Origin of the sequence: Roseomonas sp. HF4 (genome assembly GCF_005222755.1) — a bacterium.
In the GTDB taxonomy this organism is placed as follows: domain Bacteria; phylum Pseudomonadota; class Alphaproteobacteria; order Acetobacterales; family Acetobacteraceae; genus Neoroseomonas.
Genome location: NZ_STGD01000003.1, coordinates 105,695 through 131,180, shown reverse-complemented (window position 1 = coordinate 131,180; position 25,486 = coordinate 105,695). Strand labels below are relative to the sequence as shown.

27 protein-coding genes are annotated in these 25,486 nt (G+C 74.1%); 11 read left to right on the top strand and 16 right to left on the bottom strand.

The annotated features are described in order from the left end of the window. The first annotated feature begins 44 nt into the window (after nucleotides 1-44). Entirely contained in the window at nucleotides 45-362 is a 318-nt protein-coding gene (locus tag E8M80_RS25795; protein ID WP_170979223.1) for a hypothetical protein, read from the top strand. Nucleotides 363-545: 183 nt separating this feature from the next. On the opposite strand, the gene E8M80_RS06215 is transcribed toward E8M80_RS25795, so the two are convergent. The 5 genes from E8M80_RS06215 to E8M80_RS06195 all read right to left on the bottom strand — a co-directional run bounded on the left by E8M80_RS06215 (nucleotide 546) and on the right by E8M80_RS06195 (nucleotide 3,723). After that, nucleotides 546-920 carry a hypothetical protein gene (locus E8M80_RS06215; protein WP_137124800.1) on the bottom strand — a complete coding sequence of 125 codons (375 nt, stop codon included), beginning with the start codon at nucleotides 918-920 and terminating at the stop codon, nucleotides 546-548. A gap of 65 nt (nucleotides 921-985) precedes the next feature. Next, complete coding sequence (locus tag E8M80_RS06210; protein ID WP_137124799.1) at nucleotides 986-1,663, bottom strand: DJ-1/PfpI family protein; 678 nt, start codon at nucleotides 1,661-1,663, stop codon at nucleotides 986-988. A 159-nt stretch (nucleotides 1,664-1,822) separates the two neighbouring features. Then, nucleotides 1,823-2,404 (bottom strand): HPP family protein, encoded by a 582-nt coding sequence (locus E8M80_RS06205; protein WP_137124798.1) that lies wholly within the window; start codon nucleotides 2,402-2,404, stop codon nucleotides 1,823-1,825. Beyond that, entirely contained in the window at nucleotides 2,401-2,988 is a 588-nt protein-coding gene (locus tag E8M80_RS06200) for a TIGR04282 family arsenosugar biosynthesis glycosyltransferase (RefSeq protein WP_206035581.1), read from the bottom strand. Before E8M80_RS06200 ends, E8M80_RS06205 begins: the two co-directional genes overlap by 4 nt. 18 nt (nucleotides 2,989-3,006) lie before the next feature. After that, the gene (locus tag E8M80_RS06195) at nucleotides 3,007-3,723 is read right to left on the bottom strand and encodes a glycosyltransferase (protein ID WP_137124796.1); all 717 of its coding nucleotides are present in this window, start codon (nucleotides 3,721-3,723) and stop codon (nucleotides 3,007-3,009) included. A gap of 122 nt (nucleotides 3,724-3,845) precedes the next feature. On the opposite strand from E8M80_RS06195, the gene E8M80_RS06190 reads away from it, so the two are divergent. Continuing rightward, entirely contained in the window at nucleotides 3,846-4,961 is a 1,116-nt protein-coding gene (locus tag E8M80_RS06190) for a PA0069 family radical SAM protein (RefSeq protein ID WP_137124795.1), read from the top strand. Nucleotides 4,962-5,088: 127 nt separating this feature from the next. On the opposite strand, the gene moaB is transcribed toward E8M80_RS06190, so the two are convergent. Both moaB and E8M80_RS06180 read right to left on the bottom strand, forming a co-directional pair. Then, nucleotides 5,089-5,628 (bottom strand): molybdenum cofactor biosynthesis protein B, encoded by a 540-nt coding sequence (gene moaB / locus E8M80_RS06185; protein WP_137124794.1) that lies wholly within the window; start codon nucleotides 5,626-5,628, stop codon nucleotides 5,089-5,091. 66 nt (nucleotides 5,629-5,694) lie between these two features. Next, a complete protein-coding gene (locus tag E8M80_RS06180) occupies nucleotides 5,695-6,525 on the bottom strand; it encodes a creatininase family protein (protein WP_137124793.1) in 831 nt (276 codons plus the stop codon). An 86-nt stretch (nucleotides 6,526-6,611) separates the two neighbouring features. Between E8M80_RS06180 and E8M80_RS06175 the strand changes: the two genes are divergently transcribed. Then, a complete protein-coding gene (locus E8M80_RS06175) occupies nucleotides 6,612-7,565 on the top strand; it encodes a sterol desaturase family protein (protein ID WP_170979222.1) in 954 nt (317 codons plus the stop codon). Between the two features lie 29 nt (nucleotides 7,566-7,594). On the opposite strand, the gene E8M80_RS06170 is transcribed toward E8M80_RS06175, so the two are convergent. Then, nucleotides 7,595-9,397: a lytic transglycosylase domain-containing protein gene (locus tag E8M80_RS06170; RefSeq protein ID WP_240789920.1), complete on the bottom strand. Its 1,803-nt coding sequence runs from the start codon at nucleotides 9,395-9,397 to the stop codon at nucleotides 7,595-7,597. Between the two features lie 143 nt (nucleotides 9,398-9,540). Then, nucleotides 9,541-10,365: a uracil-DNA glycosylase family protein gene (locus E8M80_RS06165; protein WP_137124790.1), complete on the bottom strand. Its 825-nt coding sequence runs from the start codon at nucleotides 10,363-10,365 to the stop codon at nucleotides 9,541-9,543. Nucleotides 10,366-10,448: 83 nt separating this feature from the next. On the opposite strand from E8M80_RS06165, the gene E8M80_RS06160 reads away from it, so the two are divergent. The 3 genes from E8M80_RS06160 (at nucleotide 10,449) to E8M80_RS06150 (ending at nucleotide 13,120) form a co-directional block, all read left to right on the top strand. Continuing rightward, nucleotides 10,449-12,077: an electron transfer flavoprotein-ubiquinone oxidoreductase gene (locus tag E8M80_RS06160; protein WP_137124789.1), complete on the top strand. Its 1,629-nt coding sequence runs from the start codon at nucleotides 10,449-10,451 to the stop codon at nucleotides 12,075-12,077. Between the two features lie 175 nt (nucleotides 12,078-12,252). Further along, complete coding sequence (locus tag E8M80_RS06155; protein ID WP_137124788.1) at nucleotides 12,253-12,483, top strand: hypothetical protein; 231 nt, start codon at nucleotides 12,253-12,255, stop codon at nucleotides 12,481-12,483. A gap of 28 nt (nucleotides 12,484-12,511) precedes the next feature. Beyond that, nucleotides 12,512-13,120 carry a glutathione S-transferase family protein gene (locus E8M80_RS06150; protein WP_170979221.1) on the top strand — a complete coding sequence of 203 codons (609 nt, stop codon included), beginning with the start codon at nucleotides 12,512-12,514 and terminating at the stop codon, nucleotides 13,118-13,120. 196 nt (nucleotides 13,121-13,316) lie between these two features. On the opposite strand, the gene E8M80_RS06145 is transcribed toward E8M80_RS06150, so the two are convergent. Then, nucleotides 13,317-13,931: a Tat pathway signal protein gene (locus tag E8M80_RS06145; RefSeq protein WP_137124786.1), complete on the bottom strand. Its 615-nt coding sequence runs from the start codon at nucleotides 13,929-13,931 to the stop codon at nucleotides 13,317-13,319. Between the two features lie 108 nt (nucleotides 13,932-14,039). Here E8M80_RS06145 and E8M80_RS06140 point away from each other — a divergent pair, with 108 nt between their 5' ends. Further along, nucleotides 14,040-14,687: a NeuD/PglB/VioB family sugar acetyltransferase gene (locus E8M80_RS06140; RefSeq protein WP_170979220.1), complete on the top strand. Its 648-nt coding sequence runs from the start codon at nucleotides 14,040-14,042 to the stop codon at nucleotides 14,685-14,687. Here the strand turns inward: E8M80_RS06140 and E8M80_RS06135 are convergent. The 3 genes from E8M80_RS06135 to E8M80_RS06125 all read right to left on the bottom strand — a co-directional run bounded on the left by E8M80_RS06135 (nucleotide 14,672) and on the right by E8M80_RS06125 (nucleotide 17,501). Beyond that, nucleotides 14,672-15,361: a polysaccharide deacetylase family protein gene (locus E8M80_RS06135; protein WP_137124784.1), complete on the bottom strand. Its 690-nt coding sequence runs from the start codon at nucleotides 15,359-15,361 to the stop codon at nucleotides 14,672-14,674. The two genes, E8M80_RS06140 and E8M80_RS06135, sit on opposite strands and share 16 nt — an antisense overlap. Nucleotides 15,362-15,366: 5 nt before the next feature. Continuing rightward, the gene (locus tag E8M80_RS06130; RefSeq protein WP_137124783.1) at nucleotides 15,367-16,257 is read right to left on the bottom strand and encodes a fumarylacetoacetate hydrolase family protein; all 891 of its coding nucleotides are present in this window, start codon (nucleotides 16,255-16,257) and stop codon (nucleotides 15,367-15,369) included. A 263-nt stretch (nucleotides 16,258-16,520) separates the two neighbouring features. Continuing rightward, nucleotides 16,521-17,501 (bottom strand): succinylglutamate desuccinylase/aspartoacylase family protein, encoded by a 981-nt coding sequence (locus tag E8M80_RS06125; protein WP_137124782.1) that lies wholly within the window; start codon nucleotides 17,499-17,501, stop codon nucleotides 16,521-16,523. A gap of 348 nt (nucleotides 17,502-17,849) precedes the next feature. Here E8M80_RS06125 and E8M80_RS25790 point away from each other — a divergent pair, with 348 nt between their 5' ends. Continuing rightward, a complete protein-coding gene (locus E8M80_RS25790; RefSeq protein ID WP_170979206.1) occupies nucleotides 17,850-18,320 on the top strand; it encodes a CAP domain-containing protein in 471 nt (156 codons plus the stop codon). Nucleotides 18,321-18,323: 3 nt separating this feature from the next. Here E8M80_RS25790 and E8M80_RS06115 read toward each other — a convergent pair whose 3' ends face one another. Then, nucleotides 18,324-19,145: an MBL fold metallo-hydrolase gene (locus tag E8M80_RS06115; protein ID WP_170979219.1), complete on the bottom strand. Its 822-nt coding sequence runs from the start codon at nucleotides 19,143-19,145 to the stop codon at nucleotides 18,324-18,326. Then, complete coding sequence (locus tag E8M80_RS06110; RefSeq protein ID WP_137124780.1) at nucleotides 19,142-19,876, bottom strand: DsbA family protein; 735 nt, start codon at nucleotides 19,874-19,876, stop codon at nucleotides 19,142-19,144. Before E8M80_RS06110 ends, E8M80_RS06115 begins: the two co-directional genes overlap by 4 nt. 399 nt (nucleotides 19,877-20,275) lie before the next feature. On the opposite strand from E8M80_RS06110, the gene E8M80_RS06105 reads away from it, so the two are divergent. From E8M80_RS06105 to E8M80_RS06095, 3 genes are all read left to right on the top strand, one after another. Beyond that, on the top strand, nucleotides 20,276-21,703 hold the full coding sequence (locus E8M80_RS06105) for a gamma-glutamyltransferase (protein WP_137124779.1): 1,428 nt from the start codon (nucleotides 20,276-20,278) through the stop codon (nucleotides 21,701-21,703). Nucleotides 21,704-21,755: 52 nt separating this feature from the next. After that, nucleotides 21,756-22,877, top strand: a complete 1,122-nt coding sequence (locus tag E8M80_RS06100) for a pyridoxal phosphate-dependent aminotransferase (RefSeq protein ID WP_137125039.1) — start codon at nucleotides 21,756-21,758, stop codon at nucleotides 22,875-22,877. Nucleotides 22,878-22,964: 87 nt separating this feature from the next. After that, a complete protein-coding gene (locus E8M80_RS06095; protein ID WP_137124778.1) occupies nucleotides 22,965-24,911 on the top strand; it encodes a hypothetical protein in 1,947 nt (648 codons plus the stop codon). A gap of 156 nt (nucleotides 24,912-25,067) precedes the next feature. On the opposite strand, the gene E8M80_RS06090 is transcribed toward E8M80_RS06095, so the two are convergent. Further along, nucleotides 25,068-25,418 (bottom strand): antibiotic biosynthesis monooxygenase, encoded by a 351-nt coding sequence (locus tag E8M80_RS06090; protein WP_137124777.1) that lies wholly within the window; start codon nucleotides 25,416-25,418, stop codon nucleotides 25,068-25,070. Nucleotides 25,419-25,486 lie beyond the last annotated feature (68 nt).

Genomic DNA, 25,486 nt, shown 5'->3' with positions numbered 1-25,486 from the left:
ATCCGGCGTTCATTCCGGCGGTCCATCATGCCCCATCCATGCGCATGATGCTGCCCCTGACGATGGTCGCCCTGTTCGCCGCCGCCCCCGCCGTGCGGGGCGAGGACGCCTCTGCGCGCCTCTGCGCCGCGCATTTCGCGGCGGGGGACCGGCTGGCGCTGGAGCGGCGCCTGGTGGGCCTACTCGCAGGGGATGGTTGCGCGGCCGGCGACCTGCTGCACTTCACCTTCGCCGAGGACGGCATGGCGGCGGCGGCCGCCGCGCGGCACTGCCGCTTCGACCGTCCGGTGCTGCTCGACCGCGGCGAGCAGACGCATCTCGTCTGCGTCTGGCAGGGGACGATGCGGGGGCCGCGGCCCTGAGGGGGGTTCGCTGCCCCAAGGGGCGAAGGACCCGAGGAGGCCGATGCGGGGCGCGGGCGCGACGCAGCGCCCGATGCGGTAAGCCCGTCGCACAGTCTCGCCGGTCGGGCAGGCCGGCTTCGGAATCCCGGTTTTCCGGCGCAGGACATCCGATCGGATGGTGCGATAGGCTGGGATGATGCCCTACGCCTCGGCGCCCTTCGCGGCGCGCCGCAGGACGGCGCAGAGGCGGGAGAATGAGAGCCAGAAGGCGCCGTGTTCCGGCGCGCGTTCCGGGCGGACGCCGAAGGCGGGCTCGCCGCGGCGGAGCAGCGCGAGCCGCGCCTCGAACCGCCCGCGCATGTTCTCGAGGAAGGCAGCCGAGGCGCCGAGGTAGCCTTCGAGCATCTCGGCCGCGAGGTCGATCTCGGCGCGCGCCTGGCCCTCCGTCGTAAAGGCCTTGAGGGCGCGGCTTTCCTCCGCGAGGACGAGGTGCAGCCGGTGCAGGTCCTGCAGGTGGCGCGCGATGCGCGCGCGCGCCTCGCGCTCGGCCTCGGTCATGCCGGTGGTCTGGTCCATGGGACGGCCTCCGCGCGCAGCATCGCCCGGCGGGGATGAAGCACCAGTGAAGACCGCGCGGCGCCTCAGCCGAGCCGAGCGGCGACGCGCGCCACCAGCGCCTCGCGCTCGGCCCGCATGCCGGCGCCGCGGGCGCGCGCCGCGGCCAGCACCTCGGGCGGCGCCGTGTCGGGGGAGCCGGCGGCGAAGGGCGGCGCCGGGGCATATTCGATCTGCAGTTGGATCGCCTGCGCCGCCTCGGGCGAGACCAGCTCGGCCACCAGCGCCAGCGCGAAGTCGATCCCGGCGGTCACGCCGCCGCCGGTGACGACCTTGCCGTCGCGCACCCAGCGCGCCTGTTCCGGCCGCGCGCCGAGCGGCGCGAGGAAGTCATGGCTCGCCCAGTGCGTCGTGGCGCGCACGCCCTTGAGCAGACCCGCCGCGCCCAGCACCAGCGCCCCCGTGCAGACCGAGGTGACGAAGCGCGCCCCCGGCGCCTGGGCGCGCAGGAAGGCCAGCACCTCCTCGTCCTCCATCAGCGCCGCGACGCCGGGGCCGCCCGGCACGCAGACCACGTCCAACTGTGGGCAACCGGCGAAGTCCGTGTCCGGCAACATCGCGAGGCCGGTATCGGCGCGCACCGGCTCGCGCGTCTTCCAGACCAGATGCACCTGGCCGCCCGGCACGCGGGCAAAGACCTCGAAGGGGCCGGTCATGTCGAGCTGCGTGAGGCGGGGGAACAGCAGCAGGCCGAAGCGGAGCATGGGCGTGTCCAGGGTTTGCGTGCGGGAAGGTCGAGCCTGCCGCGTGGCGGCTGCGATGTCGAACCCGCCTTTGGCCGGCCTGCCCGGCAGCCACGGGACCGGCGCGGCGGCCGGCCCGGGGCCCTGGCGGGGGAAGGGACGCGCCCCCGTGTCCCGGCCTCAGCGGCGCAGGCGCAGCCGCCGACGTGGCGACGATGCCCGCGTATCGGCGCTCGCGGCCGGGTCATCTTGCGCGTCCGGCTCGTCGGCCCTGCGCCAGCGGATCCGGCGCGGCCACGGGCCCACGCCCCAGGGCCGCGGCAGGTTGTTCGCCGCGAAGGCCACCAGGAACAGCATCGCGAGGCCCGGCAGCAGCGGCGAGGCCAGGAACTCCCACCGGGCGGCCTCGACGAAGACCACGACCGGGTTGGCGCCCGCCGGCGAATGGATGGTGCGCGTCACGGCCATGGCCGCCAGCGCCAGGCCGACCGCGAGCGCCAACCAGATCTCGAGCGGCCCGCCCGCCAGGTCGTAGGCGGTGCGCATCATCAGCCCCACAACCGTCGCGACCAGGTGCCCGCCGAGGAAGGAGCGCGGCTGCGCCATCAGGCTGCGCGGCATGCCGAACAGGATGACGCAGGACCCGCCGAGGGAGGGTAGCAGCCAGGGATGCTCGGTGAAGGACAGCGCGGCATGGGCGAGCAGCAGCGCCATCGCGGCGCCCAGGACCTGCACCAGCAGGCGCGGCGGCGGCGGCTTCACCGGCCCGCCCGCAGCGCGGCCAGGTCCTCGGCCGTGTCCACGTCCGGCTGGCAGCGCAGCAGGGCGACGCGCCGGCCACGGAAATTGGCCAGCGTGTCCGCGAGCGCGTGTTCACCCGACCACCGCACACCTGCGAAGGGCCGCGACGGGCGGCGCGGCCCCATGCCCACCAGCCAGTAGCCGCCATCCTCGGCCGGACCGAAGACCGCATCGGCGCGGCCGAGCGCGCGGGCAGCGGCGGCGATGTCGGCCGGGCGGAGGCCGGGGATGTCGCTGCCGGCGAGAATGGCCACGCGATGCCGGCGCATCGCGCCGGCCATGCGCCGGCCGAGGTCGCCCGGCGGCTGTGCGACGCGCCGCGTCGCCGCCGGCACGAAGCGGTCCCAGCGCGCCCGCGCGCCGCGCGGCGTGGTCGCCAGCAGCGTCGTCCAGCGGCGGTCGCGCGCGATCGGCCGCGCGACGGCGGCCAGCGTGCCCACGTAGAAGCGCAGCGCCGCACGCTGGCCGATGCCGCGCGCGAGGCGGCTTTTCACGGTGCCGAGGCGCGGGGCGCGGGCGAACAGGATCACGACGGGGCGCGGCATCAAGGCCAGGGAAGCCGATCAGCGCCGTCGCGCATAGATGCGCGCGATCCGCTCGGGCGGCACGCCCGCGAACCAGAGCGAGAGGCAGGCGAGGTTGCGCGCCGATCGGCGCCGCCAGCCCTCACGCCGCCAGCGCTCGGCCGAGGTGACGAAGGGGATGTCGAGCGCGACCAGGCGCCGGCGGCCGATGCGGCGCACGAGGTCCACATCCTCCATCAGCGGGATGGGACGGAACCCGCCCAGCGCCTCGAGGAAGCCGCGGCGGATCAGCAGCCCCTGGTCGCCATAGGGCAGCGCAAGGACGCGGCAGCGCCAGGCGACGAGGCGTTCGAGCCGGCGGGCCTGCGGCGAAGCATCGTCGAGCGCGAAGCGGAAATGGGCGGCGCGGTCGGCATTGCGCGGATCGGCCGCGAAGCGGCGCGCGGCGTCCGCCCAGCCGGGGCCGGGGAACGTGTCCGCGTGCAGCACGAGCACCCAGGGGGCGGTCAGCGCCGTGGCGCCGGCGGCCAGTTGACCGCCGCGCCCGCCGCCGGCCGGGACGATGCGCGCTCCGGCATCCCGCGCGATGGCGAGGGTGTCGTCCGTGCTGCCGCCATCGGCGACAACCACGCTGGCCACCTGGCCACGCAGCGCGGCCAGGGTGCGGCCGAGGCCGGCGGCGGCGTTCAGTGTCGGGATCAGCGCGTCGAATGCAGGCGGCGTTCCCGTCCTGTCCCAGGGGGATTCAGATCCCATTAATCAATCGTTCTATCTATGTTCTTGACGCGCGCCGCTGGGTTGCGCAGGATCGACACGAACAAAACTGGAACATTTGACCTCCCGGGGACCACCGGACCAAGAGGACGAGCACCACCGCCATGCCGGACGGAACGCCCCATGCCCTGCCCTCCCTCGCCCGCCGCGGCCGCGGCGCGGGGCTGAACCCAGCCATCCGGTTCGAGCGCACGGCGCGCGAAGCCTTCGACGATGGCTGGGGCACGCTGGAGGCCGCCTTCGCGGAACTCCCGCCGCTGCCGACCACGCTGACGAAGGACCACGCGAAGTCCGCGCTCGCCTGGAACGAGAGCCCCGACATCGGCTTCGACCGCGCCGTGAACCCCTATCGCGGCTGCGAGCATGGCTGCGTCTACTGCTACGCCCGGCCGTCGCATGCCTATCTCGGCCTGTCGCCCGGCCTCGATTTCGAAACCCGACTGCTGTTCAAGCCCGAGGTCGCCGCGCTGCTCGAGAAGGAACTGCGCAAGCCCGGCTACGAGCCGAAGCCGATCGCGCTCGGCTCCAACACCGACCCCTACCAGCCGGTGGAACGGACGCTCAGGCTGACCCGCGCGGTGCTCGAGGTGCTCGACCGCTACAACCACCCGGTCACCATCGTGACGAAGTCGGCCGGCGTGCTGCGCGACCTCGACATCCTCTCGGCCATGGCGCGGCGGAACCTGGCGCGGGTCTGCCTGTCGGTCACGACGCTCGATGCCCGCCTCGCGCGGATCATGGAGCCGCGCGCGGCATCGCCTGAGCGGCGGCTGGCCGCGATCCGGGACCTCACCGCCGCCGGCGTGCCGGCCGCGGTGCTCGCGGCGCCGATGATCCCGGGCGTGAACGACGCCGAGCTCGAGACCATCCTGGAGCGAGCCGCCGCCGCCGGCGCGACCGGCGCGGGCTACGTGCTGTTGCGCCTGCCGCTCGAGATCAAGCAGCTGTTCGAGGACTGGCTCGCCCGCCACATGCCTGACCGCGCGGCGCGCGTGCTGGCGCTGATCCGACAGACGCGCGGCGGCGCGCTGTACGACAGCCGCTTCGGCGTGCGGCAGAAGGGCACCGGCGCCTATGCCGACCTGCTGGCGCAGCGCTTCGCGGTCGCGATGCGCCGCCTCGGGCTCGAGCAGCGGGGCGGCGGCGTGGGCGCGCTCGACTGCGCGCAGTTCCGCGTGCCCGGCGCGGCGCCGCGGGCGGCGCAGCTCGCGCTGTTCTGAACGCCTCATGCCCAACGCACGAAGGTTTCGCCTTCGTGCCCCTCAAGCGCCGGGCGGGCCGAATCCGCGCCCCCTGGCTTCGCCGGACAACCGGCGGGCCGCAGGTCGGAACTTCGTGCGCCGGGTGTCACGCCGCCTTCAGGTGCTCCTTGAGGCGCGGCATGAGCTCGACCAGGTTGCAGGGGCGGTGGCGGCTGTCGAGCTGCCACTTCAGGATGTCGTCCCAGGCATCCTTGCAAGCCCCGGTCGAGCCCGGCAGCGCGAACAGGTAGGTGCCGTCCGCGACGCCGCCGAGCGCGCGGGACTGCATCGTCGAGGTGCCGATCTTCTGGTAGCTCAGCATCCGGAACAATTCGCCGAAGCCCTCGATCTCCTTCTCGAGCACGCGCTTGAAGGCCTCGGGCGTCACGTCGCGGCCGGTGATGCCGGTGCCGCCCGTCGTGAGGACGCAGTCGATGGAGGGGTCGGCGATCCAGCGGCGCAGCAGCGCCTCGATCAGGTCGGCCTCGTCGCGGCAGATCTCGCGCGCGGCGCAGCGGTGGCCGCCGGCCTCGATCCGCTCCTGCAGCGTCTGGCCGGAGCGGTCGCTCGCCAGGTCGCGGGTGTCGCTCACGGTCAGGACCGCGATGTTCACGGGCAGGAACGGGAGTGTCTCGTCGATCGGCATGGCGTCCTCCGCGTCTCGCCCCAGACGATGGGCGCGCCGGGGCGGCGCCGCAACCGCCCCGCGGGGTCAGCCCCCGCCCGCGGCGCGGATCTGCGCGACGGCGGCGGCGACGCGCATCGCCAGCAGCGCCTCCCCCCGCGCGGCCGAGGCGCGGGACGGATCGCCGCTGGCGCCGAGCGCCGGCAGGTCCTCCGGCCGCGCCGGCAGCCGCACGAGGTCCACCCCGGCCGGATGCACCGCCATGAGTTCGGAGGTGTCGCCGATGCCGGCATGGGTGCCGATGCTGGCGGCGGTCTCGCCCTGCGCGCGCAGCCAGGCATCCTGTTCGGCGATCGCGCCGTAGTAGCGGTCGACCGCGATGACGCGCGTCCCCTCGCGCCGCCATTCGGCCGCGAGCCGCAGCGCGAGGCGCGCCTGCGGGCGCTGGCTCGCGCCATTGTCGGCCAGCAGGCAGATCCGGCGGAAACCGGCCGCGCGCAGGCTGCGCGCGATCCCCTCGAGCATCCCGGCGAAGGCGTCGTCCGTCACGCCGATCGTGCCGGGGAAACGGAGGTTGCCCTCCGGCGGGTCGAGCCGCCCCTGCGGCGCGAAGGGCAGCACCGGCACGACCAGCGCATCGCCCAGCGCGGCCGCGATGCGCAGCGCCGCGTGGCGGACGATGTGGTCGTGCTTGCCGAGGATCATGTGCGGGCCGTTCTGCTCGATGCCGCCGCTCGGCACGATCACGGTGCGCGCGCCGGCAGCGACGGCGTCGCGCACCGCGACCCAGGTCATCTCGGCGATCTCGGGCCCTGCCGCGCGCGGGGCCGGCTGCGCCGCCGCCGGCCCCGTAAGTGCGCCGAGCGCCGCCGGCAACGCCGCCCGCCGCCCGAAGCCGGACCTGCCGATTCCCGTCATGCCGCCTGCCTCACGTCGAAAACCTTTTCAATATGCCCCCGTCCGTGGGAAAGGTCGTGGCGAAAACCGCGCGACGAATCCCAGGTATGAGACCTTCCGACTATGATCCGCTGACCGCCGCCTGGAACTGGCTTTCCTCGCTGGCGGGCATCCTGACCGATCCGGCATCGCCCTTCTGGTGGCCATCCATCGCCGTGGCGCTGCTGGGCTTCGCCATCGCCGCCTGGGCGACCGGCATCGGCTGGCGCGAGGCGCGGCGGGAAGCGCTGCCGCGCGACGTTCGGCGCTTCTGGCGGCAATTGCCGGTCGATCTCGGCCTGATGGTCGTCAATTCGTCGCTGCCCTTCATGGCCGCGCCGGTGCTGTTCCTGGTCAGCGCCTCGGGGGCCTTGCTGAGCTATGTCCTCATGGTGCCGCTGGTCGGCCAACCGGATCTAGGAAGGACGCTCGCCGACCCGGCCATCATGGTCCTGGCCGCGCTGACGGCCTTTGCCTTCGGGGATTTCGCGCTCTACTGGACGCATCGGTTGTTCCACCGCTACCCGCTCCTGTGGCGCGCGCACAGGATGCACCACGCGCCCGAGATCCTGACGCCGTTCACCGCCTTCCGCTTCTGGCCGCAGGAGCAAATCGTGCATTTCGCGGCGTCGGCGTTCCTGAACGGCTTCGGCGTCGGCCTCGCGACGACGCTGGCCGGGGCGAGCGTGACGCCACTGACGCTGCTCGGCGCCAATGCCTTCTCGCTGGTCTGGAACCTCGCCTTCGCGCATCTGCGGCACAGCCATGTGGCACTGCCCTTCCCGCGCTGGCTGTCCCACGTGCTGGTCAGCCCGCACATGCACCAGGTCCACCACTCGGTCGAGGAACGCCACCACGACCGCAACTTCGCGACCGTCTTCGCCCTGTGGGACTGGATGTTCGGAACCCTCTACCTGCCGCACCCGAAGGAGAGGTTCCGCTTCGGCCTCGAGGCGCCGGCGACCGAGGCGGCGCCGGCACCCGCCGCGCCGCCTTCGGCGACGGCCGTCCGCGGCACCTGACGCGACGGCGCGGCAACCGGCCGAAGGCTTCAGTTCGACGCGACCCGCGGCGTGGCGGCCATCGCTGCCCCGGCATCGAACCGCGGGAAGGCGCCGCGCACCAGGGCCTCGAGGCTGGGCGAGGGCAGGCCGAGGCGGGAGGCGTAGATCCAGGAATAGGCGAGCACGCGCTGCACATGGGCGCGCGTCTCGGCCACCGGGATCGCCTCGATGAACAGGAAGGGGTCGTCGCGGTGCCGCGCCGCCGGCAGCCACCGCGTCAGGTTGCCCGGCCCCGCGTTGTAGGCGGCCAGCAGGCGGATCAGGTCGCCGCCCACCGCCTCGTGCCGCGCGAGATACAACAGGTAGCGCTGCCCGATCTCGAGCGAGAGCGCCGGGTCGTGCAGCCGCTCGGCGCCCGCGCCGCGGAAGGACGGGTCGTTCGCCACGTAGGCGGCGGTCGCCGGCATCACCTGCATCAGGCCCCGCGCCCCGGCGCGCGAGACCGCCGCCGGGTCGAAGTTCGATTCCTGGCGCGCCAGCGCATAGAGCAGCGCGGGATCGACGCGGAAGCCCGCGGCCGGCTCCAGCCGCGGCAGCGGGAAGCGCACGAGGTCCCGCGGCCGCCCGTCGGCCCCCTGCGCGAGGTCGGCCAGTTGCGCGCCGAGATGCGTCATCCCCGCACGCCCGGCCACGGCGAGCATGGCATTCAGCAGCGCCGCATTGCCGCGCGCGGCAGGCCAGAGCTGGCGGAGTTCCGCCTCCGCCCGCGCTGGCTGGCCGACCTGCAGCAGCGCCAGCGCGCGCCAGCCGCCGGCGGTCTCGGCGATCGGGCCGAGCGCGCCCTCCCCCGCAGCCTCGCCGTGCCAGGCGAAGCCGGGTGCCAGGCCCAGGGCGCGACGCGCCAGCAACCCGTGGAAGGTGCGCGGCTCCTGCGCCGCCTGGAGCATCCAGGGGACATGGAGCTGCGGGCGCCGGGCGCGGATGGCGGCGCGCGCGGTCCAGAAGGCGGCAGCGGCGCGCGCTGCGGCGGAGCCTCCCTCGGCCCGCGCGGCCGTCTCGAAATAGGGCAGCGCGACCTCGGGCCGGCCGAGGCCCCAGGCCGCGAGGCCGGCGGCGAAGGCGGCCCGGCCCGTCCGATCCTGCCGGCCGCGCGCGACTTCCGACGCCATGCGGAATGCGGCCGCATCCTCGCCGCGCCGGAACAGCGCGAGCGCCACGTCGGCGCGCAGCGCCGCGGCATAGGCCGGGGTCATGCCCCGCGCGCGGCGGATCCGGTTGAGCGCGCCCGCCGTGTCGCCGGCGAAGGCGCGTTCGCGCACCTCCCGGTCGAGCGCCGGGTTGCGCGTGAAGCCGCGTGCCGGGGCCTCGCGTTCCTCGGGCACGGCCTCGCCATCCTCGGGCAGGGCGGCTTCCTCCGGCGCGGGCGGCAGCGCAGCGCCGCGCGGCGCGATGCGCGTGAACAGGGCGTGGATGGCCGGCGCATCGGGGTGGTCGGCGTGGCGCGCGAGCCAGGCGCGCGCGTCCTCGGCGGCCGGCGTCTCGGCGCGAGGGCCGAGCCAGCGGTCGGCGAGCACATGGCCGTCGAGCCGCCGGTCGCGCAGCGCCTCGTGCTCGCGCCGCGCGGCGGCGTGCGCGCCCTCGGCCTGGAACTGGAAGATGCGCACCAGGCGCGCGGCATCGGCCGCGGCCAGGGGACGTGGAAGCCCGGCCGTCCCCGTGGTGCCGACAGCCTGGCGGGGGGCGCCGGAGGCGGTCTGGTCGGCCCTCTGCGCCGCGGCTGGAAGGGGGGCTCCGAGCCACAGCGGCGCACCGATCGCCACCGCGAGGGTGGCCGGGCTGCGCAGGGCCATGGGGCAGATCGCGCGCATGGCGACTCGGGACTAACGACCCCCTAACGCCCCGCGCAACCCCGATGAACGGGACGAATTGTATAAATTGAGACGGCGCCTCGGCTTATCAACATGTTCCACAGCGTCTTGATGATTCCGCTTCGTCACGATTCCGGCGGCGCGCCGTCCAGCGTGCGGCGCAGCATCAGCAGATCGGCCCAGGCGTCGCGTTTCGCCGCCGGGGTACGGAGCAGATAGGCCGGGTGCAGCGTCGCCAGCGCCGGCGCCTCGCCGAGGCCCTCGACCTTGATACGGTGCCAGCGTCCGCGCAGGCGCGTGATGCCCTCCTTCGTCCGCAGCAGGGCGCGCGCGGCGGTCGCGCCCAGCAGCACGACGTGGCGCGGCCGGACCAGGGCGATGTGACGCAGCACGAAGGGCAGGAACAGCGCGATCTCGGCATCCGTCGGCGTGCGATTGCCGGGCGGGCGCCAGGGCAGGATGTTCGTGATGGCGAAGCCGCCGGCCTCACGCGACAGGCCGATCGACGCCAGCATCCTGTCGAGCAGCTGCCCCGATTGGCCTACGAAGGGGCGGCCGAGCCGGTCCTCCTCGGCGCCCGGCGCCTCCCCGATCAGCAGCAGGCCGCTGGCCGGGTCGCCATCGGAGAAGACCAGGTTGGTCGCGGTCTCGCGCAGCGCCGAGCCGTCGAAGGCCGCGATCGCGTCGCGCAGCGCATCGAGCGTGCCGGCGGCGGCGGCGGCCTCGGCGGCGCGGCTGGCCGCGGCGGGGCCGGGCGCGGCGGCAGGCGTGCGGACGGCGACGGGGCGGGTGCCCGGCCCGGCGGCCGGCATCGCGCGCTGCGGCGGTTCGGGCGCCGCGGGCGCGCGCCGCACCGAGCGGTCCGGCGGCGCTTCCTCCAGCGCCTCCTCCGCCCCCCAGTCCAGTTGCAGCGCCAGCGCCGCCAGCAGCGACGCCCGATCAGGCTCCATGCCGCCATATCGGGCGGGCGCGGGGTTCCGCGCAACCCGCCCTGCCGCTACATGATGCGGATCAGGCAGGAGACCCGGGCGAGATGGCCGAAGAGCGCGAGGCGATGGAGTTCGACGTGCTGATCGTGGGGGGCGGCCCGTCGGGCCTGGCCGCCGCGATCCGGCTGAAGCAGCTCGCCCCCGACGCCTCGGTCTGCCTGGTCGAGAAAGGGAGCGAGATCGGCGCGCATATCCTGTCGGGCGCGGTGCTCGAGCCGCGCGCGCTCGATGAGCTGATCCCCGACTGGCGCGACGACCCGCCGGCGCTGGCGACGCCCGCGGCCGACGACCGCTTCATGTACCTGACGGAGACGAAGGCCTGGAAGCTGCCGACGCCGCCGCAGATGAACAACCATGGCAACTACATCGTGAGCCTGGGCAACGTCTGTCGCTGGCTGGGGGCGAAGGCCGAGGCGCTCGGCGTCGAGATCTACCCGGGCTTCGCGGCGTCGGAGACGATCATCGAGGACGGCGTGGTGAAGGGCGTCGTCGCCGGCGTCATGGGCATCACGAAGGACGGCGAGCAGGGCCCGAACTACCAGCCGGGGATGGAACTGCGCGCCACATACACGCTGTTCGGGGAGGGCTGCCGCGGCTCGCTCACGAAGCGGCTGTTCGAGCAATACGGCCTGCGCGAGGGCGTGCAACCGCAGACCTACGGCCTTGGCATCAAGGAGCTGTGGGAGATCCCGAAGGAGAAGCACACGCCCGGCCTCATCTGGCACAGCACCGGCTGGCCGATGAAGTCCGACACCTATGGCGGGTCCTGGCTCTACATGTTCGGGGAGAACCTGGTCTCGATCGGCTTCGTCGTCGGGCTGGACTACACCAACCCCTGGCTGTCGCCCTTCGACGAATTCCAGCGCTTCAAACACCATCCGGCCGTGCGCCCGATGCTCGAGGGTGGCAAGCGCATCGCCTATGGCGCGCGCGCGCTGAATGAGGGCGGCTTCCAGTCCATCCCGAAGCTGGTCTTCCCGGGCGGCGCCATCATCGGCGACAGCGCGGGCTTCCTGAACGTGCCCAAGATCAAGGGCACGCACACGGCGATGAAGTCCGGCATGATCGCGGCAGAGGCCATCGCGGAAGCGCTGAAGCAGGAGGCGCGCCCGCCGGTGCTCGGCGCCTATCCGGCGCTGCTCGAAGCCTCCTGGGTGTGGGACGAGTTGAAGGCGGTGCGCAACATCCGCCCGGGCTTCGCCAAGTTCGGCTTCTGGGGCGGCATGGCGAACGCGGCGCTCGAGGCCTACGTCTTTCGCGGCAAGGCGCCCTGGACGCTGGCGCACCACGAGGACCATTCGGTGCTGAAGAAGGGCTCGGACGCGCCGCGCATCGAGTATCCGAAGCCCGACGGCGTGATCTCCTTCGACCGTCTGTCCTCGGTGTTCCTGTCGAACACCAACCATGAGGAAGACCAGCCCGCGCACCTGAAGCTGAAGGACCCGTCGCGCTGGAAGGCCGTGAATTTCGAGACCTTCGGCAGTCCGGAGAGCCGCTACTGCCCGGCCGGCGTCTATGAGGCGGTCGGCGTCGAGGACGGCCAGCCGCGGCTGCAGATCAACGCGCAGAACTGCGTGCACTGCAAGACCTGCGACATCAAGGACCCGACGCAGAACATCGACTGGTGCACGCCGGAAGGCAGCGGCGGGCCGAACTACATCGGCGGGATGTGAGAGGGCTTCTTGTGCCCTCAGGCGCCGGGCGCGGCCTCCGGCCGCGTGGCTTGCGCGCCACGCACTGGCGCGCCGGGCGTCCCGGTCGGTCTGGGCGCGGTCGCGCTTCGCGCTCCCCGATCGCGGCAGGGCCGCGATCCGCTGGCGCTGATCATGGCAGGCGGTGACGCGCGCCGTGAGTGAGGCCCCCGTCCATCGCGTGGCGCATCCCGTGCTCGGCGTGTTGCGGGCGGGGGTGTTGCTCGGCCTCGGCTGGGTGGCCGCCGCGGCGCTTGCCTGGGAATTGTTCGGCGTGATGTGGGCGGCCCTGGTGCTGGTGCTCTGGGTGCTGCTGCTCCGCCGCTTCCATGGGGCCCTGCAGGCCCTGGCGGAGGCGATACGCAAGGAAACTCCGCCGCGGGGCTGATCCCGCGCGCGCGTCCCGAGGAACGACCATGCTCAAGATCCACGGCATCCCCCGCTCCCGCGCCTTCCGCTGCATCTGGGCAGCGGAGGAAGCGGGCCTGCCCTACGAGGTCATCCCGATCGGCTTCCAGCCAGGCTTCAAGCTGGAGCGCAGCGTCGACATCAACCCGAACAACAAGATCCCGGCGCTGGAGGACGGCGACCTGATGCTGTTCGAGAGCCTGGCCATCAACCTGCACATCGCGAAGAAGGCCGGCGCGCCGCTGATGCCCGCCGGCCATGACGAGAGCCGGGCCCTGCAATGGACGCTCTGGACCGCAACCGAGGCCGAGCCGCACGTCATGCGCTGGTCCTACAACGCCTACCTGAAGCCCGAGGCCGAGCGCGTGGCGTCCGAGGCGGCGGCCGGCAAGGAAGCGCTGGATGCGCGGCTCGCGGTGCTGGAACGCGAGCTCGCCGCGCGGCCCTTCCTGTTGGGCGGCGCCTTCACCGTCGCGGACCTGAACCTCGCATCGGTGCTCTATGGGTCGTGGCTGAACGGCTACGACTACGCATCCTTCCCGAAGGTGAAGGCGTGGCTCGATGCCTGCCTGACGCGCCCGGCGGCGCTGAAGGCGCGCAAGCAGCGCGAAGGCTGACGCGCCGAGGTGATTCGTCACGACAGAAAAGCCGGGGGGAGAAGGGAACTTCTCCCCCCGGCCCCCCCCACACCCTTCTTTGTCGTTCGGCGCCCCACCTTCGAGGATGGGCGCCAGGTGCCAAGGAAGGGAGGGGGATCGGGGGGAGGTTCTCCTCCCCCGACCTTTCCGGCCGCCCGTCCAACGCGACCGCGCCCTAACGCCAGGCGTAGCTCCGCGCCGAGCAGGTCTCGACATTGCGCTGCTCGAGCGCGCGCCCGTCCATGTAGATGACGCGCATGTCGACCGTGCAGACGCCGGTGCGCGGCAGCGAAATCGGCATCTGCGCGCCCGGCGGCAGGATCTGCCGCGGCCCGAGCCGGTCCCGCCCCCAGTTCCGGTCGCTGGTCAGGGAGACGTAGATCTCGCGGATCGCCTCCCCGCTGCGGTTGACCAGGGTGAAGGAAGGGTCGGCCTGGTCGGCCACCGGCGGCGGACGCGGCGTGGCAGGCGTGTCGGGGCCGAACACGATCCGCGTCAGCGTGCAGGCATGCACGCCGAGGTGCCCATCCTCGGTGCCGTCGGCGAAGCGCACCTTGATGTCGAGGTAGCAGTCCCGGAAGGCGGGCTCGACCCAGACCTGCATGCCCGGCTGCAGCCCGCCGCGCGTCAGGATGTTCGGCCCCCATTCCGTGACGCGGGAGGGCGAGACATTCGCCGCCACGATCTCCTGCCCCGTGTTGTTCTGCAGCCAGAAGCGGTTCTGCGCCTCTGCCGGCGCAGCACCGGCGACCAGCGCGACGAACGCGACGATGGCGGCGAGGATGCGCATCTCGATGTCTCCCCCGGTGCTGCGACTCGGCCACTCTAGCCGTCCGCGGGTGGCAAGGTGATGACGTGTCGCGCCTGATGTAGCGTGGCGCATCCGATGGGGCGAGGCATGGGCGGGGCAAGACCTGGAATCCTGGTGCTGGGCGCGGGCGGCCACGGCAAGGCGGTGCTCGACCTGCTGCTGGCGGCCGGCGCGTTCGACCCGGCCGGGGTGGTGGACGCGGTGCCGCGTGTCGCCGCCGTGCTCGGCGTGCCGGTGCTGGGCAACGAGGCGCTGCTGCCCGCGCTGCGCGCGCGCGGCATCGCGGCGGCGCATCCGGCGGTGGGCGACAACGTGCAGCGCCTGGCCGCCGCGGCACGGCTCGGGGCGGCGGGCTTCGCGCTGCCCGCGCTGGTGCACCCGGCGGCGATCCTCGGCCGAGGCGCGGTGCTCGGCGACGGGGTGGCGGTAATGGCGCGCGCCGTGATCGGGCCGGAGGCGCGGCTCGGCCGTCTCGTGCTCGTGAACACGGGCGCGATCGTGGAGCACGACTGCATCGTGGAGGACGGCGCGCATATCGCCCCGGGTGCGGTGCTAGCGGGCGGCGTGCGCGTCGGCGCCGGCGCCATGGTCGGCGCGGGGGCCGTGATCCGCCCCGGCATCGTGGTTGGTGCCGGCGCCATGGTGGCCGCCGGCACCGCGGTCGTGGCGGATGTCCCGGCCGGCGCGACCGTCGCGGGCGTGCCGGCGCGCCCGCTGCCTCAATCCGCCAGGTAGTGCGGCAGGCCGGGCGACGGCGTGCCCCGGCGGATCGGCAGGCAGGCCTCGGGCGGCGTCGCGCCGAAGCCATGGCCGGCGTCGAGCGCCGCACCAAGGAAGCGGTCGAGATGCCGCATCGCCCCGTTCGGCAGGTCGTGCAGGACCAGCACCGCCGTGCCGGTGGCGGCCTCCAGCATGGCGAGCGCGGTGCCCGGCCAGCCCTCCGGATCGCGGAAATCCCCCGGCACCGCGGTCCAGAGCACCACCGTGTAGCCACCCGCGACCAGATGCGCCGCCGCGGCCCGGTTCAACAGATGCGGCCCGATCGCGCCGCCGCCGCCATTCGGGCGGAACAGGCGCTCCGCCCGGCCCCAGGCGGGCGATGGCGCCGCGTCCGTCGGCGGCGAAGGGCGGCGCAGCGGCGCGAGCAGCGCCTCGGCCCCGGCGATCTCGGCCACCGCCTCGGCGGCGCCGCGCCGTCCGAGTGGCGCGCCGTGGTTCAGCGTGTGGTTGCCGAGGGCGTGCCCCTCGGCCCAGGCGCGCTCCGCGCAGCCGCGCGCGGCGGCGTTGCGGAGCTTCGTGCCGATCGGGAAGAAGACCGCCGGGACCCGGCGCCGGGCGAGCACGTCGAGCACGCCCGGCGTGGCGTCGGGGTCCGGCCCGTTGTCGAAGGTCAGGCAGACCTCCGGCACGGTGTTCAGTCCCCGATGGCGTTGGTCAGCGTGCCGATGCCCTCGATGGTCAGCTCCATGACGTCGCCGGCCTTCATCGCCTGCGGCGGCTGCATGGCGTAGCCGACACCCTCGGGCGTGCCGGTCATGATCACGTCGCCCGGCAGCAGGGTGAAGCCGGCCGAGAGCTGGTGGATGATCTCGGCCACGTCGAAGATCATCTTGGAGGTGCGGGACGACTGCCGCTGCTCCCCGTTGAGCTTCAGCGATATGGCGATGTCCGACGCGTCGAGGTCCGCCGCCGGCACGATCGAGGGGCCCATCGGGCAGGACCGGTCGAGCGACTTGCCCTTGAACCACTGCCCGTGGCGGCGCTGCAGCTCGCGCCCGGTCACGTCGTTGCCGATGGTCCAGCCGAAGACATGCTCGAGCGCGCGGTCCTTCGGGATGTCGCGCCCAGCGGAGCCGATCACGGCGACCAGCTCCACCTCGTAGTCGAGCCACTTGGTCACGCCGTCATGCGTCGGCACCTTCGCCCCCGGCGCGATCACGGTGTCCGCGGCCTTGGTGAAGAACTGCGGGAACTTCGGCACCTCGGACTGGGTGATGCCGCGGGTGCGGTCGCCCTCCGCCACGTGGTCCATGTAGTTGCGCCCGACGCAGAAGACGTTGCGGCGCGGGCGCGGGATGGGCGCCTGCAGCGCCACGGCGGCAAGCGGCAGCACCGCCCCGGCGGGCGGGGCGGCGGCCAGGGCGCGCACCGCGGCCAGCGCCGCCGGCCCGGCCTCGATCAACGCGACCATGTCGCGCGCGGGCGGCATCGCGACGCCGAGGTCGAGCACGCGCCCACCGTCGAGCAGCACGCCCGCGCGGCTTCCGGCCGCGTCGGCGAAGGTGATCAGGTGCAAGGCGGCCATGGCGGTTTCCCCTGGGTTGGCGGGCGGCAGGCAAGCGCGGGGCGCCCGGGCGCGCAAGCCCCGGCCGGCGCAACCCGGGTCCGCGCCGGCGGCGGCCGGTGCCGGCGGGCGGCATCGTTCCGAGCGCACGAAGGCCTCACCTTCGTGTCCATCGGGCGCCGGGCGCCGCGCATTCGCGCGGCCTGGCTTCCCCGCACGGGCTGCGGGCCGGAGGCGCGGCATCGGCCCCCTTGGCCGCAGGCCGGAATCTCATGAACCGTGCTTCAGTCCTCGTGGCGCGCGAGGCGGACTGCCGTGTAGCCGCGCGGCGCGAGCGGCGTCGGCATCACCAGCAGGCAGTCGTCATGGGGCGTGCGGATCTCCTCCTCCCCGTCCATCGCGATCAGCGTGCCGCCCTCGGGAATGACCTCGCCACCGCGGAAATCCCGCACGAAGCCGAAGCGCTGCGTGCGCGCGACCACGGTGCGGGTCACGCGCGCGAATCGCGGCGCCGGGGCCGGGCGGATCGGCGCCAGCGGCGCCTCCGGCCCGGCGAGGCCGGCCAGGCGAAGGGCGCGCGCGCCGACCTGCTCGACCATCGCGACCGTCTCGGGCTCCCAATGGCCGCCGGCCTCGACGAGCACCGCCTGGGGCTCGGTCGCAGGGTCGGCGAACCGCGCGTAGTCGGTCAGGCGGCGGCCGTCGGGGTGGCCTTCATCCGCCACGACCAGCGACGGCGCGCCGAGTTGCATCGCGCAGCGGGCGGCCTTCTCCGGCGCGCCCGTCACCGTCAGCGGGTCGGACGGCCAGGACATCGAATGCATGTCGACCAGGATGTCGACGGTGTCGATCAGCGGGCGCAATTCGCGCGCGCGGCGCAGTTCGAGCGATCGCCGCGGCCCTTCGAGCATGTCGAGGCCCCATACGCGGTTCAGGTCCTCCTCCAGGAAGCGCGTCAGGGTCGGGTCGGCGGGGTCGAAATGCGCGAAGGCATCGAGGTTGCCGAAGACGAGGCTGAGACGCCCGCGCGCCGGCCTGAGCCCGGCGCGCAGCCAGCGGTCGAGCACGATCGCCCCGGCGATCTCGTTGCCATGCAGGATGGCGGTGACCGCCACATGCGGCCCCGGCAGGGAAGCGGCGAAGGACCAGACGCCCCGGATGCCGCAATTGCCCCGAAGCCAGGGCCGGAGGTCGGGCTTGGAGATGTTCACCGGCCGTGGGTTCGGCAGCACCCGCGGCCAGCCGCGCAGCGGAGCGTCAGCCATGCCGGTACGGTCGCTGCGCCCGGATGGGCCTGCGGCGTCGTGCCGGAAACGCCAAGCGCAGACATGCCGCGGGAAAACACCTCATGCCGCAAGTGTATATGGCCGCCGGGCATCGTCCACGGGCCGGGTCCGGCGCCGTGCGTCGAGAAATGTCGAGATGTCGCCAACCTTTCGGCCCGCAACGGCCCGGAACGCGCGGCGGCGGCGTGCCGCGGGCCGTTGCAGGACGTCGGGATGCCATGTGACGCAGGTCACGGCGCAGCCTGCCCCCACCGACGCAGGCGGGCGGTGCGGGCCTGGGTGATCCGCGCTATCCAGGCCCCGCCGAGATGCTCCGGGAGTGCCGCCATGCGAACCATCCTCCTCCTGCTCCTGTCTGCCCTGGTCGCGGGCGGGCCGGCGATGGCGGCCGACCCCGGCACGCAGCAGGCGATGCTGGCCGAGGTGAACGCCGTTCGCGGCGGCATGGGCCTGCCCCCGGTCCGGCTCGAGCCGCGGCTTTCGCGCACCGCCACGCAGCATTCGCGCGACATGCTCGAGACCGGGCGCCTCGGCCACCAGGGGCGCGACGGCAGCGACCCGGGCCAGCGCCTCAGCCGCGCCGGCTACCGCTGGAGCACCTACCGGGAGAACGTCGCCGCCGGGCAGTTGCACCCGCGGGAGGTAATGTATTCCTGGATGACGAGCCCCGGCCACCGCGCGAACATCCTCGCCCCCGACGTGACGCAGATGGGCATCGGCTTCGCCGGCGGCCCGGGCGTGATGGCGGGCGGCATCCCGCGGATGTTCTGGACGATGGTGCTGGCCGCCCCGCGCTGAACCTCAGGGGCCGGGCGCCCCGGGCCCCGTGACCGCGCGGACGTGGCGCGCGACGCTCCGCCGCACCGCCGCCTTGCCGCCGGTCGGGATCACGCGGTCCCACCAGGCGCCGTAGACCGCATCGAAGTCGAGACCTTCGAGCACGCGGCCCATGCGCGCGACCTCATCGGCCGGCAGCGGCACCCAGTTCGGGAAGGACCACATGAAGGCGACATGCCGGCGGTCGGGCGTCACGCTCGCGATGTCCCCGGTCATGATGGCGCCTGCGCCTGCCGACCAGTGCAGGATCGTCCCGCCCGCGAAATGCCCGCCCAGGCGGTGCAGCGTCACGCCGGGGAGGACGTCATGCGCCTCGCCCGACCAGAAGCGGATCGCCGGGTCGGGGCGCATCACCCAGCGCGCATCCGCCTCGTGCAGCAGGACCGGGCAGCCGAAGGCCCGCGCCCAGTCCACCATCGACGCATAGTAGTGCGGGTGGCTGATCGCGATGGCGGCGATCCCGCCCAGCGCGTTGACGATGCCGATGGTGGCGGGGTCGAGCAGCGCGACGCAGTCCCAGAGCACGTTGCCCGCCGGCGTGCGCAGAAGCAGCGCGCGCTGCGCGATCGCGAAGTCGGGGAACATGCCGCAGCCGAGCAGGTCCGGCGCCACCTCCCGCCAGCCGATCGCGTGCCGGCGCGCCAGCGCCTCCATCGTCGTCCATTGCTGGCCCTGGGCCGGGACCCATTGGCGCGGGTCCTCGCAGATCGCGCAGGCGGCGGGCGGCGCGGCGGCGGGCGCGTGCTGCGTGCCGCAGGTGGCGCAGATGAAGGCGGTGGCGCTCACCGCGGCCGGCGCCGCTCGGCGGCGACCATGCGCTCGATCTCGGCCGAGGGAACGGCACCCGGCACCAGCGTGTCGCCGATCACGAGCGCGGGCGTGCCCTCGATGCGCAATTCCCGCGCCAGCGCCAGGTTCGAGTCGATCCGCCGCTGGACCTCGGGCGTCTCCATGTCGCGCAGCAGCCGGGCATGGTCGATGCCAAGGCGCCGCGCCTCCTCGCGGATGGCGGCGTCGGTCGGCTCGCCGCGCAGGCGCATCAGCGCGTCGTAGAACTCCGCGTACTTGCCCTGCCGCTGCGCGGCGAGCAGCGCGCGCGCGCCGACCACCGACTGCGGACCCAGGATGGGCAGGTCCTTCATCACGACGCGCAGGTTGCGGTCGCGGCGCAGCACCTCGGCCATCTCCCCGTGCAGGCGCTTGCAGTAGGGGCAGCGCACGTCGAAGAACTCGACGATGCTGACGTCGCCCTGCGGGTTGCCGCGGACGGGGTCGCCCGGCGTCTCGAACAGGGCGGCGCGCCGGGCGGCGATGGCGGCACGCTGGGCACCCTCCCGGTCGCGCTCCTCGGCCGCCTGGATGGCGGCGAAGGCGTCGCGGAGGATGGACGGGTCGCGCGTCAGCGCCTCGCGCAGGATCGTCACGATCTCGGCGCGCTGCGCCTCGGTGAAGGCCTGCGCCATGGCGCGCCCGCCGACCAGCATGCCGGCCGCGGCCAGCAGGAAGCTTCGCCTCATCGTCTCTCCCGGCGCCGCTGCGCCTTTTCGACCGCCCGCGATGTCCGGGCGGCGGGTGCATCCCCAGGGGACGGCAGGATAGCCGAAGCGGGGTGCGATGCCCGGGGCCAGCATGGCGGGAGCGCGGAAATCTCTCAACATCGTCGCGTTCCCGCCGGGCCGACGGGCTCCCCGCCACCCCCCGGCGAGGGCGTGCGACGCGCAGCGGCGGTTGCCGCTCGTGGCGAAGGCGTCTATGGCCGGGGCCTGCTGGAGCGCGATGCGGAACGCCGCCGGCCGCGGGCCGCCTCCCGGATCGCGGGGGCGCCGTCGGGCGGACGCCGCCATCGCCTCCGACATCGTGACGACCCGCGCCTGGGATTGCGCCTGCGCGGCAGGGGAGAGGCCAGGACCCGCGGCATGAACACCATGACGACGCCGAGCGCCGAGGGGCCCCGCATCGCGGGTGCCCGGGCATGCCCCGAAACCGCCACGCCGCGCCGCGCCCGCGGGCCCGCCCCCGCGCTGCTGCTGGCGCTGGCAGCGCTGCTGCCGGGCTGCTCGACCCTCAACGCCGTCAACCCCTTCGCAGGCCGCACGCCGCCCGCGCCGCTCGGCACGCCGGGCCATGTCACGGGCTTCGTCGGCGGCGTGGCGGCCGAGGAACCCCGCGCGGCGATCGTGGCGCGCGAGATCCTCTCGGCCGGCGGCACGGCCGTCGATGCGGCCGTCGCGGGCGCCTTCGCGATGTCGGTCACGCTGCCGTCCCGCGCCGGGCTCGGCGGCGGCGGCGCGTGCCTCGTCTACAACCAGGCGCGCCGGACGACCGAGGCGGTGGTCTTCCCCCCGGGCGCCCGCGCCGGCCTGCCGCAGGGGATGGACCGGCCGGCGGCGGTGCCGCTCATGGCGCGCGGCCTGTTCCTGCTGCACACCCGCGGCGGGCGCCTGCGCTTCGAACAGCTCGTACGCCCGGCCGAGGACCTCGCGCGGCTCGGCACCGGCATCAGCCGCGTCCTCGCCGACGACCTCGCCGCCGTGGCCCGGCCGCTGCTGGCCGACCCCAATGCGCGCAGCGTCTTCCAGGGCCCGGGCGGCGGCACGCTCGCGGCCGGGGACCGCGTGACGCAGCTCGACCTCGGTGCGACGCTCGCCACGCTGCGCACGGCGGGCGTCGGCGAGATGTACCAGGGCCCGCTGTCGAACCGGCTCGAGGACGGCTCGCGCATCGCGGGCGGCGGGCTGACGGGGCCGGAACTGCGCGCAGCGCGCGCTGAGGTGACCGAGCCGCAGCGCCTGCAGGCGGGCAACGACCTCGCCTTCTTCCTGCCCGCAGGGGCCGACGCAGGCGCCGGCACCGCCGCCGCCTTCCAGGAGGCCTTCGCCGGCCGCGCGGCGTTCTCGGGCAGCGGCCAGCCGGTCGGCGCGCAGGCCGGGCTGCTGACGCTGGACCCCGATGGCAATGCCGTTGCCTGCGCCTTCACCATGAACAACCTGTTCGGCACCGGGCGGATCGTGCCGGGCACGGGCATCCTGCTGGCCGCGGCGCCGGGCGCGGGGGGCGTCCCGATGGCGCCGCTCGCCGCGGCGCTCGCGACCGGGCGCGAGCTGCGCGGCTTCCGCGCCGCCGCCGCCGGGTCGGGGCAACAGGCCGCGGGGCCGGCGGCCGGCGCGTCGCTCGCCGCGGCGCTGCGCAACCAGCCGCCCGCCGCGATATTCTCCTCGGTGCCGGAGCCTGGGCGCGGCCTCGTCATCTCCTGCCCGGGCTATGCGCCGGCCTCGAACGCCACCTGCTCGGGCAGCGCGGATCCGCGCGGCGGGGGCGTGGCGCTCGGCAGCTTCGCGCGGTGAGGCTGCGGCCGTGAAGGTCGGGCGCGCCGGGGATGCGCCGCCCTTCCTGGTGATGGACGTGATCGCGGCGGCCAACACACGCGCGTCGGCGCTGCCGCCCGGCGCGCCCGGCATCCTGCGCATGGAGGTCGGGCAGCCCGGCACGGGCGCACCCAGGGGAGCAGCGGAGGCGGCGATCCGCGCGCTCCAGGCGGGCAGCCCCATGGGCTACACGGAAGCCTTCGGGCTCCGGAGCCTGCGCGCCCGCATCGCGCGACATTATCGCGAGCATTACGGCGTGACGGTGCCGGAGGCGCGCATCGCCGTCACCGTCGGCGCCTCGGGTGCCTTCCCGCTCGCCTTCCTCGCGGCCTTCGACCCGGGTGACAGGGTGGCGATGGCGGCGCCCTTCTACCCGCCCTATGCGAACATCCTGACCGCGCTCGGCATGCAGCCCGTGCTGCTGCCCTGCGATGCGTCCACGCGCTTCCAGCCGACGCTCGCGATGCTGGAACGGATGGACCCGCGGCCGCAGGGGCTGATCGTCGCGAGCCCCTGCAACCCGGCCGGCACGATGCTGGCGCCGGAGGACCTCGCGGCCATCGCGCGCTGGTGTCACGCGAACGACGTCCGGCTGGTGTCCGACGAGATCTACCACGGGCTCACCTGGGGCACGGTGGCCGAGAGCACCGCGGCATCGTTCAGCGACAGCGCGGTCGTCGTGAATTCCTTCTCGAAATACTGGTCCATGACCGGCTGGCGCATCGGCTGGCTGCTGCTGCCCGAGGACCTGGTCCGGCCGGTCGAGTGCCTGGCGCAGAACATGTTCATCAGCGCGCCGCACATCGCACAGGTGGCCGCCGAGGCGGCGATGGACTGCGTCGAGGAACTGGAGGCCAACAAGGCCGCCTATGCCCGCAGCCGCGCCGCGCTGCTCGAGGGGCTGCCGAAGGCGGGCTTCACGGACATCGCCGCGGCGGACGGCGCCTTCTACCTCTGGTGCGACGTCGGCAGCCTCACCAACGACAGCACGGCCTTCTGCGCCGCGATGCTCGACCATGCGGGCATCGCGGCGACCACCGGGCTCGACTTCGACCGCGACCGCGGCAGCCGCTTCCTCCGCTTTTCCTATTGCGGGCCGGAGGCGGAGATGACGCAGGCGCCAGGGCGGCTCGCCGCCTGGCTGCGCGGCTGAGGCGCGATCCGGCCGGCGCTGCGTGGCGCCGGCGGCGATTGCGCCGGATCAAGGTCGCGGCGTGGGGCCGGCCATAGCCTCGGCGAGATGCGGAGCCCGACGCGCCGACGCGACCTGATGGCCCTCTCGCTGGCGGCCGCGGGCTGCGTGCCGGCGGTCGGCCCGCCTGCGCCGCCGCCCTCCCTCGGCGTCGCGGAGCCGCGCGACGAGACCGGCGCGCCGCCGGACAGGCTCGCCATGGTCACGCTGCGCGCCGCGCTGGTGGCCGCGCTCCGCGCGCGCGGAATAGACGCCGAGGCCGACGGCCTCGGGCGCGCGACGACGGAACTCCGCCTCACCCTCGTCCAGCGTCGCGGTCCGGGCCTCGAGACGCCCGCGCTGCACGAGGGCGCGCTCATGGTGGCGAGCCTGCACGAGCGTGGGTCGAACGGCACGCGGATCACCGTGGCCGCGACCGCGCCAGGCGTGCCGGCCGCACCGGGCGAGGCCGAGGCATCCGTGCTGGCCGAGGCGGCGGCGTCGGCGGTCGCGCCGCTTCTCCTCGGCCGCCCGCCCGCGGCCCGCGACGGCGCCGACATCACCGCGACGGGCCGGCGCGTCCGCCATCTCGGCCAGGGGGTGCTCGCCGTGGGGGAGGATCGCGTGGACCTGCGCGCCGTCCGGCACGGCCACGACCCCATCGCCGACCCGGACGTACCGGTGGCAACGGACATCACCCTGGCCGACGCGGCGACGGTCTCGGCCGCGTCGCCGGGCGAGGCGGTCATCACGCTCTACCAGATCGACCCGCCACTGACCGGCCTGCCGTCCCGCCAGCCGGGCATCGACCGGAGCATCGACTTCCGCAACCCTGCCGATCTCGTGAAGTCGGCCTATGCCAATGCCGTCAGCGTCGTCCGCACCGAGGACGCCGCGCCCGTGGCGGTGGCGAACCACCCGATCGGGCATTTCGTCGTGAAGCTGGAGGTGCCGGGCTACCCACCGGTCCTGACCGGCATGACCACGATCCATCGCAGCGACGCCGAACTGGTGGACCTGACCATCCGGCGCGAGCTCGGCATCGGCGGCATCCTGCTGACGCCGCAGCCGGGTCGGTTGAACGCGGCGTCGGAGGTGGCGCGGGAACTGGCGCTCCGGCAGCGGCAGCTGCGCGTCGTGGACGGCCTCTATTTTCGCCCGGAAGGCGGCCGCAACACGGGGCCCGAATACCTGCTCGACGCCGGCAACGTGGTCTTCGCCCGCATCCGCGTCCCCGAGCGCAACGCGACCGACGCGCTCGCCTACCTGGCGGAATTCGTCGCGCGCGGCGGGCACAACCGCTTCGGATCCCTGCTGAACCGTCCCTTCCGGGGCACCGGCGCGGGCTGCTCGGCCTTCGCGATGAGCCTGCTGCAGGCGGCCGGCGTGATCCCCTTCGTCACCGAGCCCACGCCGGGGCCGCGGCCCGAGGCGCCCGAGGCGTTCGGCCCGCTGGACTTCTGGCGCGCGATGCACAGCCAGGTGCGCATCCCCTGGGCGCATATCGGCTGCGACGAACGCGTCGGCGCGGCACGCTCTGTTGCGGCGCAGTACACGATCTACGACCTGCTCCTGCATGGGGAGCGGCCGGAATTCGTCACCGCCGCGACCGTGGGCCTGGCCGAACACGTGCGCGGCCGCTTCGGCGTGATGGCGACCACGATCTTCGATGTCGGCGTGCAGACGCCGCTGCGCAACATCGCGGTCGCGATCCACCGGCGCGACCCACTCGACCGCGGCACATACGCCTGGGGTGGCGAGGGCATTGACATCCCGTTCTGGGAGAACGCCCGCTTCTCGGCCTGGGTGCGCGGCCTGTGGCGGAGCAGCCCGCGCCATCCGGGGATCCGGCTGGCGCGGCAGGGGCGCTTCCGTGGCCTCGACATCGACGCGATGGCGGCGCCGCGCCAGCAGGAGCCCTTCTTTGCCGCGGCCGACCGGCGAGAGGAGGCGCTGCGCCGCCCCTGGCCGCCGGCCATGACCTGCGCTGCGGCCTTCGCGCGCGGCCTGGAATAGGCGTCATCATACCTGTCGGCCGACGGTCTGACTTGGGGCCCGAAGGGCCGAGGCGGCGACTGGCGCCCGCCGCAAATGCGGCGAAGCCAAGGACCCCGGATGCGGCCCGCCCGGCGTCCGAGGGCGGCCGAAGATCAAATCTTCGGCCACTGGGGATCAGAGGCCCCAGAGCGCGTTGCTGTCCGCCGGCGCCTGGTCCCGCCGCTCGCGCGGGCCGTAGTCGCGCATCACGCCCGCAACACGCAGGCGGTAGCCGGCGAAGATGCCGCCCCGCCCGGCCGCCTGCGATGCGCGATGCCCGTCATGGCAGCGCCAGGCGCGCACCGACGCCTCGTCCTCCCAGAAGGACAGCGACAGAAGCTTCCCGGGGTTCGCGATGCTGCGGAACCGCTCGACCGAGACGAAGCCCGGCTGGCGCTCGAGTTCCGCGCGCATGGCGGCGGCGATGGCGAGGTAGTCCGCCTCGCGCCCCTCCGCCGGCTCCACCTCGAAGATCACCGCAATCATGCCGGCCGCTCCCCTCGTTGCCGCCCGTATCGCATGGCGGGGCGCCACTTGCTTCGCCGTCGGCCGAA

What these genes read in the sequence shown, in the direction of transcription:
- E8M80_RS25795 (WP_170979223.1), top strand. Translation starts at nt 45, where the DNA reads ATGATGCTGCCCCTGACGATGGTCGCCCTGTTCGCCGCCGCCCCCGCC.
- E8M80_RS06215 (WP_137124800.1), bottom strand. Translation starts at nt 920, where the DNA reads ATGGACCAGACCACCGGCATGACCGAGGCCGAGCGCGAGGCGCGCGCG.
- E8M80_RS06210 (WP_137124799.1), bottom strand. Translation starts at nt 1,663, where the DNA reads ATGCTCCGCTTCGGCCTGCTGCTGTTCCCCCGCCTCACGCAGCTCGAC.
- E8M80_RS06200 (WP_206035581.1), bottom strand. Translation starts at nt 2,988, where the DNA reads ATGCCGCGCCCCGTCGTGATCCTGTTCGCCCGCGCCCCGCGCCTCGGC.
- E8M80_RS06195 (WP_137124796.1), bottom strand. Translation starts at nt 3,723, where the DNA reads ATGGGATCTGAATCCCCCTGGGACAGGACGGGAACGCCGCCTGCATTC.
- E8M80_RS06190 (WP_137124795.1), top strand. Translation starts at nt 3,846, where the DNA reads ATGCCGGACGGAACGCCCCATGCCCTGCCCTCCCTCGCCCGCCGCGGC.
- moaB (WP_137124794.1), bottom strand. Translation starts at nt 5,628, where the DNA reads ATGCCGATCGACGAGACACTCCCGTTCCTGCCCGTGAACATCGCGGTC.
- E8M80_RS06180 (WP_137124793.1), bottom strand. Translation starts at nt 6,525, where the DNA reads ATGACGGGAATCGGCAGGTCCGGCTTCGGGCGGCGGGCGGCGTTGCCG.
- E8M80_RS06175 (WP_170979222.1), top strand. Translation starts at nt 6,612, where the DNA reads ATGAGACCTTCCGACTATGATCCGCTGACCGCCGCCTGGAACTGGCTT.
- E8M80_RS06170 (WP_240789920.1), bottom strand. Translation starts at nt 9,397, where the DNA reads ATGGCCCTGCGCAGCCCGGCCACCCTCGCGGTGGCGATCGGTGCGCCG.
- E8M80_RS06165 (WP_137124790.1), bottom strand. Translation starts at nt 10,365, where the DNA reads ATGGAGCCTGATCGGGCGTCGCTGCTGGCGGCGCTGGCGCTGCAACTG.
- E8M80_RS06160 (WP_137124789.1), top strand. Translation starts at nt 10,449, where the DNA reads ATGGCCGAAGAGCGCGAGGCGATGGAGTTCGACGTGCTGATCGTGGGG.
- E8M80_RS06150 (WP_170979221.1), top strand. Translation starts at nt 12,512, where the DNA reads ATGCTCAAGATCCACGGCATCCCCCGCTCCCGCGCCTTCCGCTGCATC.
- E8M80_RS06145 (WP_137124786.1), bottom strand. Translation starts at nt 13,931, where the DNA reads ATGCGCATCCTCGCCGCCATCGTCGCGTTCGTCGCGCTGGTCGCCGGT.
- E8M80_RS06140 (WP_170979220.1), top strand. Translation starts at nt 14,040, where the DNA reads ATGGGCGGGGCAAGACCTGGAATCCTGGTGCTGGGCGCGGGCGGCCAC.
- E8M80_RS06130 (WP_137124783.1), bottom strand. Translation starts at nt 16,257, where the DNA reads ATGGCCGCCTTGCACCTGATCACCTTCGCCGACGCGGCCGGAAGCCGC.
- E8M80_RS06125 (WP_137124782.1), bottom strand. Translation starts at nt 17,501, where the DNA reads ATGGCTGACGCTCCGCTGCGCGGCTGGCCGCGGGTGCTGCCGAACCCA.
- E8M80_RS25790 (WP_170979206.1), top strand. Translation starts at nt 17,850, where the DNA reads ATGCGAACCATCCTCCTCCTGCTCCTGTCTGCCCTGGTCGCGGGCGGG.
- E8M80_RS06110 (WP_137124780.1), bottom strand. Translation starts at nt 19,876, where the DNA reads ATGAGGCGAAGCTTCCTGCTGGCCGCGGCCGGCATGCTGGTCGGCGGG.
- E8M80_RS06105 (WP_137124779.1), top strand. Translation starts at nt 20,276, where the DNA reads ATGAACACCATGACGACGCCGAGCGCCGAGGGGCCCCGCATCGCGGGT.
- E8M80_RS06100 (WP_137125039.1), top strand. Translation starts at nt 21,756, where the DNA reads ATGGACGTGATCGCGGCGGCCAACACACGCGCGTCGGCGCTGCCGCCC.
- E8M80_RS06095 (WP_137124778.1), top strand. Translation starts at nt 22,965, where the DNA reads ATGCGGAGCCCGACGCGCCGACGCGACCTGATGGCCCTCTCGCTGGCG.
- E8M80_RS06090 (WP_137124777.1), bottom strand. Translation starts at nt 25,418, where the DNA reads ATGATTGCGGTGATCTTCGAGGTGGAGCCGGCGGAGGGGCGCGAGGCG.